Origin of the sequence: uncultured Aureimonas sp. (assembly GCF_913775355.1) — a bacterium.
GTDB lineage: Bacteria > Pseudomonadota > Alphaproteobacteria > Rhizobiales > Rhizobiaceae > Aureimonas.
Window position 1 is genome coordinate 1 of record NZ_CAJYIU010000258.1, and the last position, 20,778, is coordinate 20,778.

Below are 20,778 nucleotides of genomic sequence, written 5' to 3' on the forward strand. Positions count from 1 at the left end.
TGCCGGGATGTCGGCGGATCTCGGCGATCAGCTCGATCCCGCTCATGCCCGGCATCTGGTAGTCGATCACCGCGAAGTCGAACTCGAGGCCCGGTAGATCCGCGGTCACCGCCTGCGGACTGGCATACGCCGCATCGTTCGATGGCTCGCTTCGGGGTTGGGACGGTCGGTGGAACGCCCCGATCTTACAACTCCCGGTCACTCCAATCGCTAACGTGATCGATAAAACCGTCGCCGTCCCGTCCGTGAAAACACGTAGACCAGCTCGAACCAAGAGATGCCGGTCGGGCTTCCACGCCCTCTGGCGCCGCCGATGGGAAAGGGGCGGCGCTTCGGACTCGTGCCCGGCCCGTCAGGGTGATCAGTGGCCGAGCAGCGCGAAGGTTGTACGTCCGGGCGTTCGGGAGCTTCCGTTCAACCAGATGCAGGGCCCGGCCGATGGAAGTCGGGGGGGGCACCTGCTGGTTGACCTCCCGCGGCGCCGCCGCGAGCTGCCGCCTTCCGGCTTGTCAGGTTATCCCCCGCTAGCCGCGCAGGGAGCGCCGCGCCTCAATGGGCTCTTGCGCGATCCCCCGTCACAACGGCCTTGGCAAGCTGGAGATGGTTGTGTGCAAGCCGCTCGAGGAAGGTTGCCAACTCCGACCGGGCGGCCTCGTCAAGTTCGCCGTCGCGGCATACGTGCGCCGCCGCCATGGCAGACAGTTCCGTCAGGGCGTGGCAGATCGTGAAGAGGTCGAAGCCAAAGGGCTCGGAAACTGAGGAAGCTGGACGGGGCGTTTCGCGGTGTCTCGAGAGGGGCATTCGCATCTCCCAGTTGTTGCGGCACACCAATTTTCATCGAGACCTTGCGCCGGACTTGTCGCCGTGGGAGTTTGGAGCTTCCAACGATGAGCTTGCGACCTATGAGGCCATCTCACGCGCGAGGGCCTCGCAGGCGTCCAGCGACGGCGCGTAGAAGCCTCGACGGACGGGCAAGCGTCGTCATCGCACGGCTGTCCGAGATCATCAAAAGCAGGGCACCGTGCCTGCATTGGTCATCACACTCGTTGCCGACGACACGATGATTCCGGGAAGGGCTCGTCGAGGGTCGGTAGGGCCCCGGTTGGCGGCCCGGCAAATGCACCGGAAGCGTTCGGTATGCCCTTCGACGCCGCGATCCGACGGACCGCACAGAGGTTCGAGACAAGCTCGTCGATGGTCTCGGGGTGCACGACCATCGCGACCGCGTCGCCGGACCCGCTAAGCCCGATGACGGCAACCGACCCGTCGTCACGGGCCTCGACGAGTTCCACGTGCGCCAGCATGAAACCGCGGAAGCGGCGTTCCGTCGCCATCCTGTCCCTCCCGTCCGTCATCGATCCGATCAGAAATCCTCCCACTCGTCCTTCAGCGTCTTGAGGGCCGCGTTGCCCTGGGCGACAGGCTTCAACTGGACGACGGGACGGGCGGCGGTTGCCGTCGGCGCGGCGCGCGAGGCGACCTTGGCGGTGCGCTGGGCCGCACGCTCGCTCTGGCGGGCGTGGTTGGCGGTGGCCGCCGTCCTGAAGTCGGCGATGAGGCGCGCGAGCTCGTCCGTCTCGTTGGCCAGCGTCTGCGCGGCCGCCGTCGCCTGCTCGACCATCGCCGCGTTCTGCTGCGTGACCTTGTCCATCTGGTCGGCCGCCGTCGACACTTCGCGCAAGGACACCGCCTGCTCCTGCGCCCGGCGCGCGATCTCCGAGACGACGCGGCTCACCTCGCCGACCTCGGAAATGATGTCGGCAAGGCTCTTCCCTGTCGCCGAGACGAGCTCGACGCCGGAGGCCACCTGCTCGCCGGACGCCTGGATGAGGTCCTTGATCTCCTTCGCCGCCTCCGCCGAGCGCTGCGCGAGCCCGCGAACCTCCTGCGCGACCACCGCAAAGCCTCGACCCGCCTCGCCGGCGCGCGCGGCCTCGACGCCCGCGTTCAGCGCGAGAAGGTTGGTCTGGAAGGCGATCTCGTCGATCACCCCGATGATGTTGCCGATCTTCTGCGACGACTGCTCGATCATCTGCATCGCGTCGATCGCGCGGCCGACGATCTCGCCGCCCCTCTCGGCGTTGCCCTGCGCGCTCCTCGCGCTGGCTTGGGCGACGTTGGCGTTCTGCGCGGTCTCGTTGACAGCGCGCGTCACCTCACCGAGCGCCGCGACGGTTTCTTCCAGGCTCGCCGCCTGCTGCTCGGTGCGCTGGGCAAGGTCGTTGGAGGCGACGTTGATCTCGGTGAGGCCTGTGCGGATCGAGCCGATCGAGCCGACGACGGCACCGATCGTATGCTCGAGTCTCTCCACCGAGCCGTTGAACTGGTCGCGGATCGGCTCGTACTCGGCGGCGACCGCCTCGTCCATGCGGGCCGTCAGGTCGCCCGCCGACAGGCGCGCGAAGCCGCCCTCGATGCCGGCGACGAAGGCGGCAAGGTCCTGCGCCTTGATCCGCTCTGCGGCCGCCTCGCGCTCCAGCCGGGCGAGTTCGGCGTTGCGGGCAGTCTCGGCCTCGGCCTCGAGCCGCTTGTTCTGCACTGCCGCGTCCTTGAACACCTGCACCGCGCGGGCCATGCCGCCGATCTCGTCGCCACGGTCCTGCCCCGTCACCTCGACATCGAGCCGCCCGCTGGCGAGGTCCACCATCTTCCCCTGGAGCTGCGAGAGCGGTGCCGTAATGGCCTTGCGCGATCCCCACATGGCAAGGACGAGTCCGAGGACGGCACCCGCGAGCGTTCCCCCAACGATGACCCAGGCCATTCCCAGGGTTCGCGCCGAAAGGGCCGTGCCCGTCTCCGCCACCCGTGCGATCAGCCTGTCGTTCAGGGCCCCGACCAACTTGCTGAGCTCGAGCACGGTCGGGTCGACGGCTTTCATCTCCGCATATCCCGTGGCGTCGTCGTTGCGCTGGCCGGCCGCCATCGCGGCCTCCGCATGCCCCGCGATGAAATCCATTTTCGTCTCGATCTCACGCAGCGCATCCGCCTCGTCGGTCAGGCGGGACGCCACCTCGCCGAAGAACTTGGGCAGGAGCCCGAGCTGGTCCTTGGCAAGTTCGGCGGCGGCCCGCGATTCCGCCGAGCCACCGTCGTAGGCGATGACGCGGTAGGCGCTGTAACCGACGGCATTCGCAGCCCGGTTGAGCCTTGCAAGATAGATCGCGGATTTGTCGAGGCGCTCGGTGAGGTCCGAGTAGGCCGCGTTCGTGTCGCGGATCACGGACAGCGAGTACACCGAGGCCGCGACCCCGATCAAGCTCGTGAACAGTGCGATAAGGGCGATCTTGGCGGAAATCCTCAGTTTGGCGATGCGCACGACCGGCTCCGTGAAAATGATTTTCACGATCGTGGTCGAGCCGTCCTAAGCGGGATTTAACGGGGAACAAGCATCTCGCTGCCGTAGGTACGCAATTATACTTACAGACCCCAGATTGAGCACGATGTCTCGTGGATGGTAATTTGGTCTCGGGTTGCCTCCACCGACCCCGGCATGTGCACGGGTCGACCGCCGGGTACCGGTCGGCCGGAGCATCCCGCGTCCCAGTCATTCGCGGAGCCTGGACAGATGGGAGACAAGTCAGTCAACGCGCACGTCGGCCGACGCCTCCGGCAAGCGAGGGTCGCGCGCGGCACGTCGCTCCAGGCGCTGGCAACGGCCATCGACGTCAGCTACCAGCAGCTCTCGAAGTTCGAGCGCGGGGAGAACCGCGTCAGCGCGTCGGCCCTTTTCAAGCTGGCGCGGGCATTGGACGTCGAGTTCGGGTTCTTCTTCGAGGGACTGGAGCCGGGAAAGCCGTCCCCGTCGCCCCGCGCCGACGCCGACCTTCACCTCGTGCTCGGGCGGGTGGACAATCCGGCCGTCAGGGCACGCATAGTGGAACTGGTGAGGACGCTCGAGGTCAGCCGCCTCTAGGTCGAATGGCTCGCCCCCGTTGACCGTGACCCGCCGCGTTCGCCCGCAAGTCGTCGATCGATCGCCCGGGGCCACGCGTGCGGCAACGTAATGCCGATGTTCGCGGACCGGGTAGCCGGTCGCGCCGCGGCGGTGACCAGCCGAGGGGTCCTCGATTGCCCGTAGCCGACGCGGCGGCTATTGGCTCCGGGCCCTCGCTTGTTAGAGGTTTGCCCCCAAGGAGTGACAGTGCCGGACCGGTTCGAGGAAAACCGCATCCGGAGTGAGATCGGACGAGCCTCCCTCAGCAACGCCCCCTTCGCGTCCGCCGTTCGCGCCACGCGGATGCCGATGGTCATCACCGACCCGAAGAGGGAGGACAACCCCATCGTCTTCGTCAATGCCGCCTTCCAGCGGCTGACGGGGTACTCGAGGGAAGAATGCGTCGGGCGGAACTGCCGCTTCCTGCAAGGGCCGGGAACCAGTCGGGAGGACGTCGCGGCGATCCGCGAAGGCGTGGCCGCCGGGGTCACGATCGAGCGCGAGATCCTGAACTACCGCAGGGACGGCTCCACGTTCTGGAACCACGTCCTGATCTCGCCCGTGTTCGACGAGGACGGGGACGCGGTCTTCTTCTTCGCCTCCCAGTTCGACGTGACGCCGGAGCGCAATCGCCTCGCCGAGGTGCAGCGCGACAGGGACAATCTGGAGGCGGAGATCGAGCGACGCCTCGCGGACCTGCCGCGAGCCGAGGATCGCCTGCGGTTCACGCTCGAGGCGGGGCGGCTGGGTGCTTGGACGCTTGACCTCGACACGATGCGCCTTGTCGCGTCGACGCTCTGCAAGCGGAACTTCGGGCGCGATCCGGCCGAGACCTTCACCTATGACGATCTGGCCGCGGCGATCCATCCCGAGGATCGGGAGCGCTGGGCAGCGGCCGTGCGGGAGGCGGTCACCGGCGCCGACGGCGAACTCGAGATCGAGTATCGAACCACGACCCCGAGCGGAGCCGTGCGCTGGATCGAGGTGAGGGGGCAGGTCGGCCGGGACGGTGGAGGGACCCCGACCCGGATGGCCGGAGTGTCCCTGGACATCACGGATCGGCGAACGGCCGACGAGCACCGCAACCTCCTTGCGAACGAGTTGGAGCATCGCGTCAAGAACACGCTCGCCAACGTCCAGTCCATCGTCGTGCAGACCCTGCGGGCGGCACCGTCGCTTGAGGCGGGAACCCGGACCCTCGTCGACCGCATCCAGGCCTACGCGGCGGCCCATGACGTGCTCGTAAAGGAGGGCTGGGTCGCGGCGAACCTCGTCGATGTGGTCGAGGGAGCGCTCAGGCCGTTCCGGAACGGCGGCGCCGCGCGGGTGCAGGCAGCGGGGCCGGATGTCCGCCTGCGAACCCGGGCCGCGACGACGATGGCCCTCGCGATCCATGAGCTCGCGACGAATGCGGTGAAGTACGGGGCCCTGTCGAACGAGGACGGCGTGGTCGCGGTCGACTGGGAGATCGCGAAGGGGCCGGAGTCGTCGCTGCTCTTCCGTTGGAGGGAGACGGGTGGCCCGACCGTCGCCTCGCCGACGGGTCGGGGTTTCGGGTCGAGGATGCTCGAACGGGCGCTGCCGGCGGAAACGAACGGCGTCGCACGTCTGGAGTACCACCCGGTCGGCGTGACGTTCACGCTCGAGGCACGTCTTGCCGACATCGCCGAGCCCGACGGCCTCACCGATGGGGGATGACGTCCTCGGCGACCCGGCTCGGCCGGGCCGCGCCGGCATCCGGCTAGCCGATCCCGCGAAGCCTGTCATTTGAGGAGATTTCTCGCGGCGTGCGATACGGGACGGCAATCCCTCGATGGTATCGGAAGGGCATCGACGGCGCTTCCGTCAGTGTCACGCCGCGAAGACCCGCCCGGCAGCCGACGGTTCCGGGCGGGTCGCCACGGAACTGCGGGTCGGGGCATATCTCGACGGCCGAGGGCGGCATGGTCGGCTGCACTTCGCCGAGACGGCACCCTGCCAAACCCGGCTACTGTGCGCGCAAGGCCGCTTGCGTGCCGACGACCGTGCCGCCCCCGTTCGGGAACGCCTCGACGGAGGTGATCGTGCCGAGACCCGGCACGACGGCTCCGGCCACTGCGCGGACGAGGTCGTCCGGCGTTGCCAGGAATGCCTCTCCGTCGAAGACGGAGACGATGGAGTAGTCCGTGGCACGAAGCGTCCGCGGCTTCGCGGCCACCGGCATCGGGACGGGGATCGCGGCGGGCTCCTCGACCGAGGCGGGCATCCCCTCTTCCGTTCCGCGCAAGGCGGCGTATGCGCCGCAGGAGACCAGAAGGACGATGCCGCCGGCCAGTGTGGCCAGCCCGGCTTTCGACGTCATCCGGGCGAGCAGGCCGCCCCTCTTCGCCGTCGCTGCGTCCGTCGATGTTCCGGCCATGCCCCGACCCCGCTCTCTTCGTTCAGGCACGGCACCTTGGGGTCGGGGTGTTCGCATTTCGTAGGAAAAATCGTTCGAATCAGAGCGAAACAGGCAAATCCCCGTTCGAGCCGATCAAGGTCGAGGGGAAGGGAGGTCGCCTTCGTCGCCTGGTTGCTCGCGGCAAACCGTTCGACCTGACCGATGGCTCCCTGACGGCAAGCGCCGCAGCGCGCCTTCGATGCGCGGCAGGGGCCCGAACAACGGCGGCACCGATTATCAATGCACGCCTCGTCCCCGGGAAAGATTGTTGGCGAGGGATTGTAGGCTGAAAAGCCCTTGACGTCCCGTTTCGTTCATTATTTGTTCACCACATGAGCGAAGCCGAAAACAACTCTTGCAATGGCCGCCGGGCGTTCCGCCCCGAGCGCGGTCGTCTCATACGCATAGGCACCTTCCTCGCCCCGAAGGCTTGAGCGGATGCGTGGCGCTGCCCGTCCGCGTCGGACAGGACAGCCCATGCACCAGACGAATCCCACCACCTCCGAAGAGCATTCCCGCCGACGCGCCAAGCGCGCGGAGGCCGTCGCCGGGCACGCCTTCGAGCCCCGCAACACGGTCCGGTGCGCGGGCTAGGCGCGCTTCCGCTGCCAGGCGGCACGCGATGCCGCCTGCCTCCTCGACGTCGACACCGACGTGCTCGACTGGTCGTGCCTGCCTCCTGCGCTCTCGAACGGCTCCGAGACGTTCGCCGTCGACCTCGCGGCGACGCGGACTTCTGGCATCGAGTACATTGCGGCGACGGAGCGAGCCGACGGACCCGGCGCACCCGAGTGGGCCAGCCGTGCGGTAGCCGAACTCGGCGCCACGCTCCGCGTCGTCCCGCACGCCGACATCCTCGGCCATCGCCTCGACAACGCCCGCGAACTCCTGCGCTACGCCAAGTGGCGGGTGTCGCTGTCCCAGCGCATCACGCTCCTCGCCGCCCTCGACCATGAGGGCTCGCTGACACTCGTCGAGTGCATGTCGGCGGTGCGCAACTCCACCGATCCGATAGGGGCGGTCGCGGCCCTGGCGCTTCGGCGTTTCGTTGAGATCGACCTCGACAGCGGCCCGCTCGGTCCCGAGACCCGGGTCATACGCTTCCGCGGCTGATCCGCGTCGAATTCCTCCCCAACAGAACAGGCCGACGCGCGCCGATGGCCGCGACCGGCGGAGCCATGTCCATGATCGTCGTCTCGCCCAATGGCGAGTGCTGCCTCGTCCGCGAACACCTCGAACGCCTGCGCGGTCTCGTCGCAGACATCGAGGCCCTTTCGCGGGGGCAGCATCCGACCGCCGCGCGTCTCGCCGACGCGCCTTTCCTCTCCGACTGGAGGCCTTCCTTCCGCCCCGTGCCGTGCCTGGTCGGGACGGCCGTCGGACATCCCGGCGTTGCCGAACGGCATACCGCGCGCACGAGCGACCTCTGGGTGCATGCGCCCGAGCTCGGCTACGCGCGCACCCTGTCGCGCCTCTACCGGCTCGGTGCCCGCTCCGGGGAGGCACGGCAATGAGCCGACCCGACGAAACCGTCCCGACCGATCGGAAGCGGACGAAACCGGAGCGCTCTCGCGACGCGAGGCAGGTCCTCGGGCGCGGGCTCGTCGTGCGCGCGCTCCGCGCCGCCGGGATCTTCCACGTCGTCGACCGCCGGGCCTCCCTGACCATGGTCGTCGGTGTGCCCGTCGAGAGTTCGGGCGTGATCGCGGACGGACTGAAGGATCTCGTCCGGTCCCGGGGCTGGCATTGGAACGACGGGCGCGGGTCGATCCACGACTGGACGGGCGACATGAAGGAGTCGTCGCGCCGACGCGAGGCCAACATGCTGCTGGAGAACGACCGCGGCAACGAACCCGCGTTCGTTCTCGTCGAGACGCTCGCCGACGTCCCGCCGATCCTGGCCGCCGCCTGCGACGGGATCGCGACCCTGGGCCCGCTCGACGCCGAGCTGGTCGGCGCGGCCTTCTCGATCGTCATGCGCGGACAGCCGGTGCCGGACGACCTCGAGCTTGCCGCACGGTTGCCGCCGCGCGAGCTCGCCATCGCGCTCCGCCGCGGCCGACCCGTGCCGGAGGCGATGGCCACGGTGCGCAGGCTTCTCGCACTGAAGGCGGCCGAGAGCCGCGCACCGGCCGGGCCGTCGCCGCTGGACTTCGTCCATGGGCCGCGCCTCGTGGAACTCCACGGGTTGGGCGAGGCGTCGACGTGGGGACGCTCTCTTGTTGCCGACCTTCGCGACTACCGGGACGGGCGGCTGACATGGACCGACATGGACCGTGGGGCTCTGCTGACGGGGCCGCCGGGGGTCGGCAAGACGATGTTCGCGCGGGCGCTCGCGACGAGCGCCGAGGTGCCCTTCCATGCCCACTCGCTCGCCAGGTGGCAGGCGCGCGGCCATCTCGGGGATCTTCTCAAGGCCATGGGCCGGGCCTTCGACGAAGCGCGGGCTTCGGCCCCTTGCGTCCTCCTCGTCGACGAGCTCGACGCGATCGGCTCGCGCGACGATCCGGGAGACCGATACGCCGCCTACACCCGGCAGGTGGTCGACGCGTTTCTGGAGCACCTCGACGGGGCGGCCGGACGCGAGGGCGTCGTCGTCATTGGCGCGACGAACCTGCCGGACCTCATCGACCCGGCGATCCTGCGGCCTGGGCGGCTCGACAGGACGGTGGCGATCCCGCTTCCCGACGCGGCGGGTCGCGAGGGCATCATGCGGCATCACCTGCGGGGCGCGCTGCGTCTCGACGACCTCCGCCCCGTCGCCGAGCGCATGCGCGGCATGTCGGGCGCCGACATCGAGCGCGTGGTGCGTGACGCGCGGCGCGTCGCCCGCAAGAGCGAGCGAGAGATCGCCGTCGACGACCTCGAACGCGCGCTGCCGCCCGTGGTCGAACTGTCGGACGCCGCGTTCCGGCGCGCCTGCGTCCACGAGGCCGGGCACTGGGTCGTCGGGACGGAGCTCGGACCGCTGGCCGGATGGACGCCGACCACGGCGACCGTCTCGCGCCACGTCGAGGCGGGCACGTCGGGCTGGACGGAGTTCGCGCGCGACCGCGGCTTCGACCGTACGCGGGCCTCCGCGCTCGCCGAGATCGCGATCCTGCTCGCCGGCACCGCCGCCGAGGAGGTCGTGCTCGGGAATCGCGGCGACGGCTCGGGCGGCCGGCCCGGCAGCGACCTGCACGTGGCGACCGCCATCGCCGTACGGCTCGAGGTCTCGCACGGGCTCGGCGCGGGGCTGGCGCAACGGCTCGACGCGGGTCGGGGCGACCTCGTGCCGGAACTCCTTCGCGACCCGAGCCTGCTCGAACGCGTCGAGGCGACGCTCTCCGACTGCCTATGCCGCGCGCGGGAGGTCGTCCTCGAGCGGCGGCATGAGGTGGAACGGACGGCGACGCTGCTCGCCGGGGGATGCAATCTCGCTCGCCCGCGGTCCGTCGACGGCTCCCGGGCGAGCGTAGCGGGGGGCGTCCGATGAGCCGCGCGACGGACGGTTTCGGCCCGGCAAGGTCGATTTTCGGTCGTTCGGGGAGGCCGGTCGCAAAAAAAAAATCGCGCCGCCTTTCGAGCCGCTTCGCGGCACGCGGTGCACCCTCGGCGGCTTGCCGGGCAGCGATCGGGGACATCGCGAGGCCGTATCTGCCGTCCCCGCGAATGCAGGATTCGACCGTGCGCGCGGACGCACGCCCGGCACCCGCCGCGAGGCATGTCGGGCACCCCTGCGGCCGCTCGCCCCACGCCCGTCTGACCTTGGGGAAGGGCGCCGGGAAGCATTCGATGGCGGTCAAAAGGGATTCGATCCATCCGGATCCTGCGTGGGCGGCTCGATGGCCAGCGCGGCGGGCCCGGCGGCCACTGCTGTCAACAATTCGGGTAGGGGCGCCCGTCGAAAGGATTCAGCCCCTCGATCCCGCAGCGCGCCCCCCGCAGGACTCGTCTCCGTCGACCGTTGCCGTCGAGCGGTCGCCGGCAACGGTCGGCGCGCCCGGATGCGCGATTGCCCGCCGGTCACGCGGGCAGCACCCGGCCAAAGGGTGGGCTTGTCGCCCCGGGGGCGAGCCCAAGTTACCGGTCGGTCGGGCAACCCGGCGACATCGAGGGGAAGGAAGCCCAGAAAACGAAACGGGCTCGACGGGACCTAGGAAATCCCGTCGAGCCCAAAGTCGAAAACCGCATCGCGGTCAACATTCACCGGATCGGGCACGAACCTTGCTGGGAGAATGCCCTCTCCAACACCGATACCCAGAACCACGTCCGCAGAGCGGAAGGAGGAGCGCATCAGCTATGAGCAAACCTGGACGCCAAGTCCCGGAAGGCAAGGGCTTTCCCCGGAGATTCTCCGTTCGAACACGGGCGGGCGGATCACCGTTCGGCCGTTCCTCCTCCCGAATACGCGACGGCTCCTGATCCCGTAGCGCCCGTCCCGGCGCGACCGACACCGAACCGAGGCATCGGCCCGCTTCGCCCCCTGGGCGTCGAAGGCGGGGCCATGCCCAGCGCCGGCGACGACCGGCCATGAGGAGAGACGATGTTCGACGGACACACGAAACGAGCCGATCGCATGACCCCCGTTCGGCGGGTGCCGCAAGGTGATGCCGCGGTAGCGACACGGGAGGCATCGGCATTAGGGGCTACCCGAGTTTCCCCGACGTGGGCACCGAGAGGTTCGCAAGGGTGGCCGCCCTGTCCGGCGAGGTGCGGCTGGCGGGGCGGCTGTACGGCTCGCCCGAGCTAGTCGAGGCCTGCCGCCTGGCCGGCGGACGGCTGGACGTCCAAGCCTGCGTCCATCCCGACGACCCTAGGACGGCTTCGGCATTGCTGCCGATCGATTTTCGGCTGTTGCGCCTCTCCCTCCGGCGGGAAAAGTTCATGGACGCTCTTGGGGCGCCACCGAGATGACGGAACCGATCCGACCGTCGTCCCGCCGCCCGCCGTAGCAGGCGACCCCGGCAAGACCATCCCCGCGATCCCATGCAACGAGCCCGCGCGCCACCGGCCGCGGGAAAGGAGGAGCCTTGTCATGAGAAGACCCACATCGAGGCCCTCGCGCATCGAGCCCGTCCACTTCGGGCTCGACCCGGAGCGGCACTTCCCGGTCGACGAGCCGAAGCCGATGCGGCGCGGCCCGTCGCGCGTGAAGATGTTCACCAAGCGCGCGGCGCGCGGCTACGTCTACGCGCATGACGCGGTGCAGGTGATCGGGATGGTCCACGCGCTGACCGATCCCGGGACCAGGGTCGTGGCGGACCGACCGCATGCCATCCTCGTCCACGCGTTCCGTGCCAACGGTTCGGTCGCCACGTTCCGCCACGTCCCGGACTTCGCGGTCCTGCGCGACGACGGCACGGTCATGGTCGTCGATTTCGCGAGGCGCGCGACCCGGCTCGGCCCGCCGCGCCTGCGGCGGGCCGAGCTACTGAGGGCCGCCTATCTCGAGGATCACGGCATCCTCTACTGCGACCTCGACGACGTGACGCTCAAGGTCGCGCCGCTCTTCCCGAACCTCGAGATCGTCTATGCGCAGACGAAGGGGGACGCCGACCCGGAAGCCCTCGTGGCGGTCCGTGGCGCGCTGATGGCGCTCGGGCTGCCGACGACGGTCGGCGAGCTTCGCCGTGCGGTCAGCCTCCCGACGGGTTTCGAGGGGACGGACTGCGAGAGCCAGTACGACCGCGTCATGCCGACGGTCTCGGAGATGGCGGTCTGCGGCGAGCTGCGCATCGACCACCGCACGTACCTGTCGGACGCGACCGTCCTGCTCCCGCCGAGAGGGGGACGTCTATGACGGCCCATGTCCCGAAAGCCTTCGACGTTTCCGCCTCCCTCGGGTTCGGCCAGGAGATCGACCTGGCCATCGGGGACGTATTCGTCCGCGGCAGGCAGTGGGACAAGGCGCGGGTGACCTGCCGAGTCGAGGCCATCGTCCCCGGCGACCGGAACCATGCCCGCGTCATCGTCCTCGCCGAGATGAGAAACGGCGGCGAGAAGTTCTACGAGACCGACGCCTCGTTGGAGATGCTCGCCGGCAACGGCGAGTTCAGGCCCTTGTCGATGGACCCGATGACAGCCCCGGGCCGGGGTCGGCGGTCCGCCCTCCGTGTCGAACCCTCCGGGGAGTGGACGTGGGAGGAGTCGAAGGGCTGGTGGGCGCGGCACGTATTCGACCATCCCGACTTCGCGGGCTCGCAGCCGGCGGTCAGGCGGGTGATGAAGGTTCTCGAGGATGTTCCTGCGGGCATCCATGACATGAGCGCCTCGACCGTCCTGCGCGCGATCGGGGAAAACAGGGCGAACAACTGGTGCGACCCGGTGGCGACGGCGATGCCGAGATCGACCGTGGTCCACCAGCCCAGTCAGTTCGGCGCAATCATCGAGCGCGCGATGCAGCGCAGCCTGTTCGTGGCGCTGCGCATCAAGGGCAACAGTACCCATGCCCTCAGCATCCTCTGCCGATGGGCAAGACGCGTAGGGCTGGACCCGTCCTCGCTTCCATGCCTCCGAACGGTCGAACGACGGATGGGGCGCATCCCGCCATACGTGCGGGACTACATTCGGCTGGGCCCCGAGATCGCCGCCCGGCGACACGGATCGAAGATCAAGCGGTTGCTGCCCGATTGCCCGCTGCACACCGCAGAGGTCGACGACCTTCGGCTCGACTGCGAGGTCTGCGACGACGTCAGCCTCGTGCCGCTTGGGCGCCCCTGGCTGATCATGATCCGCGACAGGCGCACGGGCGTGATCCTGGGTTTCTCCCTCGCGATCGGCGCACCGAGCTTCGAGAGCTTCGTCGAGGCCCTGCGCCATGCTTGGCTGCCGAAGGACATGTCCGCCTATCCCGGCCTCAGTTGGCGGTACCACGGCAAGTTCCTGTTCCTTGTCGTCGACCGGGCCTCCCACTTCGTGGGTTTCGGGATGGAGGTCGCGGGCAAGCACGCCGGGTACGACGTGATCGAACTGGCGCCGGCCTCGCCCGAACTCAAGGGCGGGCTCGAGAGCACGAACGGCTACGTCAACGACCAGTTCTCCCATGTCCTGCCGGGAAGCGTCGGCGGCAACGTGGCCGAGCGCGCCGAGAACGAGCCCACGCGGCTGCCCCCGATGCTGAAGCTCTCGGAGCTGCGCTTCCTGGTCACGCACTTCATCTGCACGAACATGAACGAGATGCCGAAGGCCAACATCGGCCCCGTTCCCGGCATGAAGGGCGTGCCCGGCGCGATCTGGAACCGCGAGGTCGGCAAGATCCCGCGACGTCCCCTCCCGATGCCGGAGATCTTCGACCGGCTCGCGGGCAACCGGAAGTCCCTGACGATCCAGCGCGGGGGCATCACCTTCGACTACATCACCTACTGGTCGCCGCTCCTCGACGAGATCACCCTGTCCGGCCACCACAGGCAGGGCGATCGCTACGAGTGCCTGCGCCCCAGGAGCACCCTCGAGTACATCTGGGTGTTCGCGGACTTCGTCGACGCCCCGATCAAGGTGCCCGTCTGCTCCGCCGACGCGGGCTATGCGACCGGCCTCTCGGCGGACCTGCATGACATCCTGAAAGCGCGCGCGCGCGTCGAGGTCAACGAGGAGAAGGCCAGCCGGCTGCTCCAGATGGAACGCGACGCCGCCTCCCGTCTTGCCGCCGAGATCCGTCGCGACCGCGAGCGTCTGGACATCCCGGGGATCATCGAGCGCATCAAGCGCGGCGACGAACGCAAGCGCCTCGTCAGCAAGGTTACGGTCGGTACCCACAGCCCGGAGGCCAGCGCGGAGCTTCTCGACTTCTCCAATCCGCCGGTCGTGCCGGAGAACGAGGCACTCTCGCCGAACGCGTCCCCGATCCATCGCACGCCCGCACCGGGCCGCGGGGACTCTGTCCGCAAATACGAGCGCCGCGAGGGGCGCGTGCAGGAAATCGATCGGGGACGGGTCCCGGCCGAGGCGGCGGCTGGACACGGCCCGCCGTCCGACGACGAGCTCGAGGCCGAGATGGCCCGTCTCGCCGAACTCAAGCGCGAAAGGGGTTGGGCAAAATGAGCTTCAGTATGCATCCCGCATTCCATACGGCGAAGTTCGAAGATGCCACGCGCCGGGACGTGGTTGCCTTGGGACACGAGGAAAGAATGTGGATGATCGGCCACATGCATGTCGATCATCCGGCCTTCGATAGGGGCTACGGGTTCGTGCGAGACCTTCACTTTCCCGTCGGGCAGGGCATTCCCGGCAAGGGAGACATGAAGATGCTCGTCGGGAACTACCGCTCCGGCAAGTCGCGGATCGTCGAACGGTATGCCGCCGACGTCGCAACGTCTTGCGGCGACTGTCCCGAGACGAGGGTGCTGCACATCGTGTGCACCTCGAATTGGACGGCCAAGACCGTTATGGTCGCGATCGTCAACAAGCTGACGCGCCTCGTTCAGAGCGACAAGCCGAGCGTCGAGCTGCTGACGCGGCTCGCCCTCGAGATGATCGCCCGTTTCGGTGTGCAACTCCTCGTCGTCGACGACATCGGCTGGGTGTTGAGCAAGGGTGAAAGGGCAGCTTCCTCGCTGCTTACCAACTTACGCAAGATCCAGGAGGCGGGCCTTTGCAGCGTGCTGCTGGTCGGGTCCGCGGAGACGCATCGATCCATCGCGAAGGGGCACGCGTACATCGGCTGCCTGAGGAGCCACGGGGTGGCCGGCATGGACTGGCACGACGGTGGCCAGCACGATTACATGTTGTTCCTCGACGCGCTCGACGATCTCCTCCCTGTTCGCGCGCAAGTCCGGCTTGGGCACGGCCCGTTACGCCCCGTACTTCTACGACCTGTCGATGGGCTCTCCCGCGTTCACGGGCCTTTACGTCCGGGACGCCGCCGAGCGAGCCCTCCGTGACGGGGCTGCGAGGATCGAGCACCACCACCTCGTGGCGATGGGGATCGAGGCAAGGCCGCACGGGGACCGGTTCACGCCCTTCGTGGACGCGCTGAATCCCGGGTGCGTCGGTCGCCGAGACACACCCGGGAAGGCTGCCGAATGAGCGCCCTTCACGACGCACTCGGCGACCTCAGCCCCGAGGGGGAGGAGACGGACTTCGCGTTCCGTTACGCGCCGGAGCCGTTGGAGTGGGAAACAGCGTCGGGTTGGATGCTTCGTGCCTGCCGGGCGAACGGACAGCTCAGCCTCCCACCCGTCGCCATCCAACTCGGTTTGAACCATCGGTATTTCCGGCCCGCCTCCGCACTGCGCATTGCCGCCAATTCGCGCGTCCGAGCGCTGGACAACCTCGTCGCCAACACCGCGCGCCCCGTCGGCGACACAAGAATCGTCCTCGGGTCGCAGGAGATGGGGGCGCGGTACTGGTCGATCCGCCAGCGCCGCTATTGCCCGGCGTGTCTGCACGACAGCGCGCATCACCGCCTGTTCTGGGACCTCCGATTCTTTCTGACCTGTCCCATCCACGGCCTCGCGATCTGCGGAGACCCTGGTTCCGGTGGGGTCACCTGGACCCCGACCGATCTGATGTCAGATCAAGAGGGCAAACATTTGCCGATCTTCGCGCCGTCGCTCGACGAACCCTCGGAGGGTTTCGAGCTCTATGCGATGGGTCGGCTGGGGGCTGCCGCACCGATCCGCGCCCCGCTCCTCGACGGTCTTGACCTGGGCGAGGCCTTTCGTGCCGTTCAGACGATCGGATGCCTGCTGACGCATCCATGCTCCGCCCGACGACCCGCCGTCCGGGCGCTCTCACGCCACGCCGCCCTGACAAGCGCGAGGGGGTTCATTGCGCTTCGTGCCGACGAGGGGCATCTCGAAAAGGAACTGGGGAGCATCCTTCGGGAGCGAATCCGAGACCTTGGGCCCCGCGAGGAGGTATCGCTCAAAGGAGTACTCGGCTGGGCTGCCCGACTGAGCCACAAGACGGACAACGCCGCCCTGCATCTCGCCGAGTCGATCATGGGTGATGCCTTGGCGATGACGGGCCGGGTGCGCCGCCCTCTCCTGAGACGTCGGGCGGATGCGAGGCGGCCGGCGATGCTCACGCTCAAGGAGGCGGCCGTCGTCGCGGGGCTGCCGCGCACCGCGACAAGGCGGGCGGCGGAATTTCTGGGCATCGCGCCTGCCGACGCCAAACGGGAAAGGACGTATCTCTATGCCGAAGATGCGGCGTTGATCCGTTCCACGGTCGATGGAGCCGTGACAGCCGAGACCGTTGCCCAAGCGCTGGGCCTTCGACGTTCCGCACTGTCATGCCTAGTATCGCGGAGGCTTGTCGACCCGTATCTCATGCGTCGTCCGGGATCCGCCGCGAAGCTCTTTCCTCCCGCCACCCTCGGAATGCTCGACCCCCTGCTCGCGGAGTTCGCGTCACCGAACGGGCCCTCTGTCGCTTTCGAGGCCCATGCACGCTACCTGCGCCTCTCGACGGGCGAACTGGCGTGCCGCGTCCTCGAGGGCCGGGAGCGACCGATTGGGAAGCTCCTGCGAGGGAAAGGGTTCCGAAGCCTGTGTTTCGCTGCCTGTGGAGAAGGACATCGGCGTCCTTCAGGCATGCCGGAACCTCGATTGAGATCACCCGGCCTATCGAAAGCCGACGCGGCGCTTCAGTTGGGCATTCCTTCCGACGCCGTCCGCTGGCTCACCGAGATCGGGCGCCTGTCATACGATGGCGGTGCGATGCCCAAGGGCGCGCCGGGCATCGATCGTCGGTCGGTGGACAGGTTGGGCGCGGAGTTCATCGCGATCCGCCCCCTTGTCGATGACAAGGGGGAGGGCACGTTTACGCTTGCGCGACGATTGCGGGCGGCTGGGGTCGCTGTCCTCGCGCGCAGCGACCGCCACCAAGGAATGGCAAGCAGGTCCGACCTGGTCGAGTTGCTGCCCGAACTCGCTTCCGCTTCGGGATTGACCGGAGAGGGCTCCGTCGTCAACCGGGCGCTGCCAGCCATCCGTCAGGCCGCCGTGGCGTGTCCGGGCGCTTGGCGAGTGCAGCAGGATACGGCGGACAACCGCGTGACGTTGGTCAGCGCAAACCGGAAAGTGACGGTAAGCGTCGTGCTTGACGAGGGGATGCGAGTCTCGACCGACTGCACGCCGGGGCGATCATCGCGGCGGGCCCGGATCGTTGCCGCCGCCGAGCCTCCGGCCGGATTCGTCATCGTCCGAGCCGATGACACCGTTCGGTTGGAGGCGCGGTTAGAGCCGCCCGGCATGGTCGAGGCGCAATCGCTCACGGATTTCCTCACGGCGTGCCTTCATTCCCTATTCGCCATGTTTGGATCGGCTGCCGTCGATCGGCTTGAGCGGCAGTCTCGCGGCAATTTCGGAGGGCGTTGACCTCAACCTGAACCCCGGTCGATCGTCTCCTCCTGATCGACTTCTTGCCGGACGGCCGTTCGTCGTCGGCGGCAGGCGCTTGAAGTTCGAGGTGCTGCATAGAACTGCGCCGCCACGTAGCGTTGTCCAGCAGCCCTAAAGGGGTCTCTTGCCAGCGCCCGCCAGCAGCGGCTCGATGTGCGCCTTCGGGTGATCCTCTTTGAGCCCGAGCTCGACGGCAAGGTGTCGCCCTATGACGCGTCCGTGGTCGTTGTCGATAGGAACCGGCCACAACAGGATTCGCCCATTCTATCCCGGCCGATACCTCTCCCGTGCCGACGCTCCCGCTCGCGGCTCGCCGCCCTTGATGCAATCCGCATCGCGTCCGCAGGCTGGCGGCGTTCGCCGGTTCATTCTGCTGTGGCGGCCTCGCGGACGACATCTAGTCGGCGCGATCGGTCTTGTCGGGGTTGTAGCGAGTCCCTGTCGCCGACGGGATCGAAATCTCAGGTCGATGTCGTTGAGTCCCACGGTATCTGTCGTTTGACGCCCGAAGGCTCTGCATCACAGTGAAGCAGAGTCTCAAGGGGCTTGTCGCCCGCCAAACGTCTCGATCCCGTATTGTTTCTTGATTTGAATGTGTCCGACGCGCTCTCAGTCGTGACGATCGTTGGCGCCTCGCATGGGGCCCTCCCGTCTCCGCCACGCTCACGACCGTCCGTTCGTAATGCTCCCGTATTATCCGGTGAACCTTGGTCAGCCGTGCGAACCTTCCTCGCGTTCGATACAAATGTAACGATCTGCCGCATGTAGAATGGGCGTCTTCCATCCTCCCTCATTCATCAGTCGGAAGACGTCATGTTGACTTTCCTGTGAGCGTCGCGGCATCGTGCCAGAAACGTTTCGGGAGAAGAGACTGATGACCGCGGTCACGTTCAACTACAGGCTCGACAACTTTATCGGTACCGGCCGCGGACCTGCGTTGCTCGGTCCCTTCACCATTTCCAACGTGCCCCAGGTCGCCGACAGCGACGCCGTCATCACACTGCGCTATTACGGGGATTTTTCGCCGGGCGAGCAGGCCGAGACCTTCAACGTTCAGATCGAAGGCTTCACCAGCCAGTCGTTCGGCGCGATCCCGCCGAACGACGAGTACAACGGCGTGAACGTCGTGAGCTTCACGATCCCGCAGTCGGTTCTGGCCGGCATCGTCGCCGACGGCGCCATCGACATCCGCTACGGGATCGGACGCGACGTGGACGACTTCAAGTCCATCCGCGAGGAGTATATCGATCTCACGATCAACTATCAGGGCACCTTCGTGGCGCGCCCGCCGAGCACCTCGATCGATGGAACCTCCGGGCCCGATCTCCTGACCGGCACCGATTTCGGCGACACGATCAACGGGTACGCCGGAAACGACACGATCACTAGCTACGCCGGCAACGACCTGATCAATGGCAATCAGGGCGCAGACGTCATCTTCGCCAACCAGGGCAGCGATACGATCTTCGCGGGGCAGGACGACGACGTCGCCTACGGCGGTCGCGACAACGATGCCGTGTTCGGCAATCTCGGCAACGATGCCTTGTTTGGCGACAAGGGCAACGACACGGTCGGTGGCGGCCAGGGCAACGACTACGTGCGCGGCGGCCAGGGCGACGATCTCGTGTTCGGCGGGGCCGGCAACGATCAGATCTGGGGTGATCTCGGCAACGACACCCTCTCCGGCGGAACGGAAGCGGACGTCTTTTTCTTCGCGGCCGGGTCGGGCAACGACGTCATCGTCGATTTCAGCCGTGCGCAGGGCGACACCCTCAACCTTCAGGGCCAGACATACACGGTCTCCGACGTGAACGGGTCGGCGGTCATCGCACTGTCCGGGGGCGGGACGGTCATTTTGACCGGCGTGTCGTCCGCCAGCCTCGACGCCGGCGCTTTCGCCTGAGGCGCAACGACTTTATTAAGATCCGAAAGCCCGCCCGGTCCGCCGGAGCGGGCTTTTCCTTGTCGCCGACCTCAGGCGAACAGGGGACCCGCTCGGTCGTGAGGCGTCGTTTCGACCGAGCGGGTCGCCGCGACATGGTCTGCAAGGGCAGGGCGCGGTACCCGAGAATGTTGCGCTGCGGTTACTGGAGTCAACTGCGTTGCAGCATCGCAGCTGATGGGGGACGTTCGGTCACCGTGTCGTTTTCGCGGGATTGGTAACCTGCTCGTGAAATCGAAGCGTCCAATCATCGGCATCGTCGACGGGCTCTCTCGATCTTGGCTCTCTCGCGACACGGCGCAGCGATGTTTGGGCTTGGCTGGCGTTCCTTCGGTCTCGCTGCTTCCATTTGAGAGTGCCATGGCCGCGAGCGTCGACATTCGGGCTATGCGGGCTCGATCGACGCCCGAGTGACGTCCTCATCGGCTCGTGCAGGCATGCCGGAGCGCACCGTTCGCTTCCGCTTCGACGGGCTTCCTCATTCTTTAAGGAGATGCCGTCAAACTGTTGGATGGCAAAGGAGACGAGGCGACGGTCCCGTCGCTTTCCCTTGCGTTCCATCCTCTTGTTCGAGGCGCCTCCGTGAGCATCCGGGCTCTTTTCATCGCGTTCAGTCTGGCCACCGCGAGCCTTCTGGCCGCGTTCTTCGCGTCCTTCTACTTCTACCAGAAGGCGGGAAGCGACATCGTTCGCACCTATGACCGGCGTTATGAAGCCTATCAGCTCGCCGACGGGTTCCGGCAGACCTCGTCCGAACTGACGCGCATGGTGCGCACGTTCGTGGCAACCGGCGACCGCATGTACAGGGAGCAGTACTTCAAGGCGCTCGACATTCGCGACGGAAAGGCGCCGACGCCGATCGACTACTACACGCGGCCCTACTGGGAACTTGCGACCACGCGGGGCGCGCAGCCGCGGGCCGATGGCGACGCAATGTCGTTGCGGGACCGGATGGTGCAGGCCGGCATCCAGGGCGACGAGTTCCAGCTTCTGGACACCGCCATCGAGCGTTCCAATGCGCTCGTTAAACTCGAGACGGATGCGATGGAGACACTGGCGCGCCCCGGTCTGACGGCCAGCCAGCGCCAGCAGGCGAACGGCAATCTCGTGTCGAAATCGTACCATGCCGCGGTGGCGAGTGTCATGGAGCCGG

At 67.6% G+C, this 20,778-nt stretch carries 13 protein-coding genes and 1 pseudogene; 11 read left to right on the forward strand and 3 right to left on the reverse strand.

Annotated features, from left to right (window positions below; genetic code table 11):
• Positions 1-1,037 precede the first annotated feature (1,037 nt).
• A complete protein-coding gene (locus QZ753_RS15535; RefSeq protein WP_294644875.1) occupies positions 1,038-1,334 on the reverse strand; it encodes a hypothetical protein in 297 nt (98 codons plus the stop codon).
• A 29-nt stretch (positions 1,335-1,363) separates the two neighbouring features.
• Positions 1,364-3,343, reverse strand: coding sequence for a methyl-accepting chemotaxis protein (locus QZ753_RS15540; protein ID WP_294644876.1), 1,980 nt, complete (start codon positions 3,341-3,343; stop codon positions 1,364-1,366).
• A 222-nt stretch (positions 3,344-3,565) separates the two neighbouring features.
• On the opposite strand from QZ753_RS15540, the gene QZ753_RS15545 reads away from it, so the two are divergent.
• Positions 3,566-3,913, forward strand: coding sequence for a helix-turn-helix transcriptional regulator (locus QZ753_RS15545; RefSeq protein ID WP_294644878.1), 348 nt, complete (start codon positions 3,566-3,568; stop codon positions 3,911-3,913).
• A gap of 228 nt (positions 3,914-4,141) precedes the next feature.
• Positions 4,142-5,632 (forward strand): PAS domain-containing protein, encoded by a 1,491-nt coding sequence (locus tag QZ753_RS15550; protein WP_294644881.1) that lies wholly within the window; start codon positions 4,142-4,144, stop codon positions 5,630-5,632.
• A 289-nt stretch (positions 5,633-5,921) separates the two neighbouring features.
• Here QZ753_RS15550 and QZ753_RS15555 read toward each other — a convergent pair whose 3' ends face one another.
• Entirely contained in the window at positions 5,922-6,275 is a 354-nt protein-coding gene (locus QZ753_RS15555) for a hypothetical protein (RefSeq protein ID WP_294644882.1), read from the reverse strand.
• A 732-nt stretch (positions 6,276-7,007) separates the two neighbouring features.
• On the opposite strand from QZ753_RS15555, the gene QZ753_RS15560 reads away from it, so the two are divergent.
• From QZ753_RS15560 to QZ753_RS15600, 9 genes and pseudogenes are all read left to right on the forward strand, one after another.
• Positions 7,008-7,466: a hypothetical protein gene (locus QZ753_RS15560; RefSeq protein WP_294644883.1), complete on the forward strand. Its 459-nt coding sequence runs from the start codon at positions 7,008-7,010 to the stop codon at positions 7,464-7,466.
• Between the two features lie 65 nt (positions 7,467-7,531).
• Positions 7,532-7,867: a DUF6634 family protein gene (locus QZ753_RS15565; protein WP_294644884.1), complete on the forward strand. Its 336-nt coding sequence runs from the start codon at positions 7,532-7,534 to the stop codon at positions 7,865-7,867.
• Positions 7,864-9,831, forward strand: coding sequence for an AAA family ATPase (locus QZ753_RS15570; RefSeq protein ID WP_294644886.1), 1,968 nt, complete (start codon positions 7,864-7,866; stop codon positions 9,829-9,831). Before QZ753_RS15565 ends, QZ753_RS15570 begins: the two co-directional genes overlap by 4 nt.
• Positions 9,832-11,373: 1,542 nt before the next feature.
• The gene (locus QZ753_RS15575; RefSeq protein ID WP_294644887.1) at positions 11,374-12,138 is read left to right on the forward strand and encodes a hypothetical protein; all 765 of its coding nucleotides are present in this window, start codon (positions 11,374-11,376) and stop codon (positions 12,136-12,138) included.
• Positions 12,135-14,378 (forward strand): hypothetical protein, encoded by a 2,244-nt coding sequence (locus QZ753_RS15580; protein ID WP_294644889.1) that lies wholly within the window; start codon positions 12,135-12,137, stop codon positions 14,376-14,378. The genes QZ753_RS15575 and QZ753_RS15580 overlap by 4 nt, the downstream gene beginning before the upstream one ends.
• The gene (locus tag QZ753_RS15585; protein WP_294644891.1) at positions 14,375-15,217 is read left to right on the forward strand and encodes a TniB family NTP-binding protein; all 843 of its coding nucleotides are present in this window, start codon (positions 14,375-14,377) and stop codon (positions 15,215-15,217) included. Before QZ753_RS15580 ends, QZ753_RS15585 begins: the two co-directional genes overlap by 4 nt.
• A 141-nt stretch (positions 15,218-15,358) precedes the next feature.
• On the forward strand, positions 15,359-17,659 hold the full coding sequence (locus QZ753_RS15590) for a TniQ family protein (RefSeq protein WP_294644893.1): 2,301 nt from the start codon (positions 15,359-15,361) through the stop codon (positions 17,657-17,659).
• Between the two features lie 898 nt (positions 17,660-18,557).
• Complete coding sequence (locus QZ753_RS15595; protein ID WP_294644895.1) at positions 18,558-19,586, forward strand: calcium-binding protein; 1,029 nt, start codon at positions 18,558-18,560, stop codon at positions 19,584-19,586.
• Between the two features lie 621 nt (positions 19,587-20,207).
• Positions 20,208-20,778 (forward strand): annotated as a pseudogene (locus QZ753_RS15600) (hypothetical protein); the annotation flags it as partial.

What these genes read in the sequence shown, in the direction of transcription:
- QZ753_RS15535 (WP_294644875.1), bottom strand. Translation starts at nt 1,334, where the DNA reads ATGGCGACGGAACGCCGCTTCCGCGGTTTCATGCTGGCGCACGTGGAA.
- QZ753_RS15545 (WP_294644878.1), top strand. Translation starts at nt 3,566, where the DNA reads ATGGGAGACAAGTCAGTCAACGCGCACGTCGGCCGACGCCTCCGGCAA.
- QZ753_RS15555 (WP_294644882.1), bottom strand. Translation starts at nt 6,275, where the DNA reads ATGACGTCGAAAGCCGGGCTGGCCACACTGGCCGGCGGCATCGTCCTT.
- QZ753_RS15565 (WP_294644884.1), top strand. Translation starts at nt 7,532, where the DNA reads ATGTCCATGATCGTCGTCTCGCCCAATGGCGAGTGCTGCCTCGTCCGC.
- QZ753_RS15570 (WP_294644886.1), top strand. Translation starts at nt 7,864, where the DNA reads ATGAGCCGACCCGACGAAACCGTCCCGACCGATCGGAAGCGGACGAAA.
- QZ753_RS15575 (WP_294644887.1), top strand. Translation starts at nt 11,374, where the DNA reads ATGAGAAGACCCACATCGAGGCCCTCGCGCATCGAGCCCGTCCACTTC.
- QZ753_RS15580 (WP_294644889.1), top strand. Translation starts at nt 12,135, where the DNA reads ATGACGGCCCATGTCCCGAAAGCCTTCGACGTTTCCGCCTCCCTCGGG.
- QZ753_RS15585 (WP_294644891.1), top strand. Translation starts at nt 14,375, where the DNA reads ATGAGCTTCAGTATGCATCCCGCATTCCATACGGCGAAGTTCGAAGAT.
- QZ753_RS15590 (WP_294644893.1), top strand. Translation starts at nt 15,359, where the DNA reads ATGAGCGCCCTTCACGACGCACTCGGCGACCTCAGCCCCGAGGGGGAG.
- QZ753_RS15595 (WP_294644895.1), top strand. Translation starts at nt 18,558, where the DNA reads ATGACCGCGGTCACGTTCAACTACAGGCTCGACAACTTTATCGGTACC.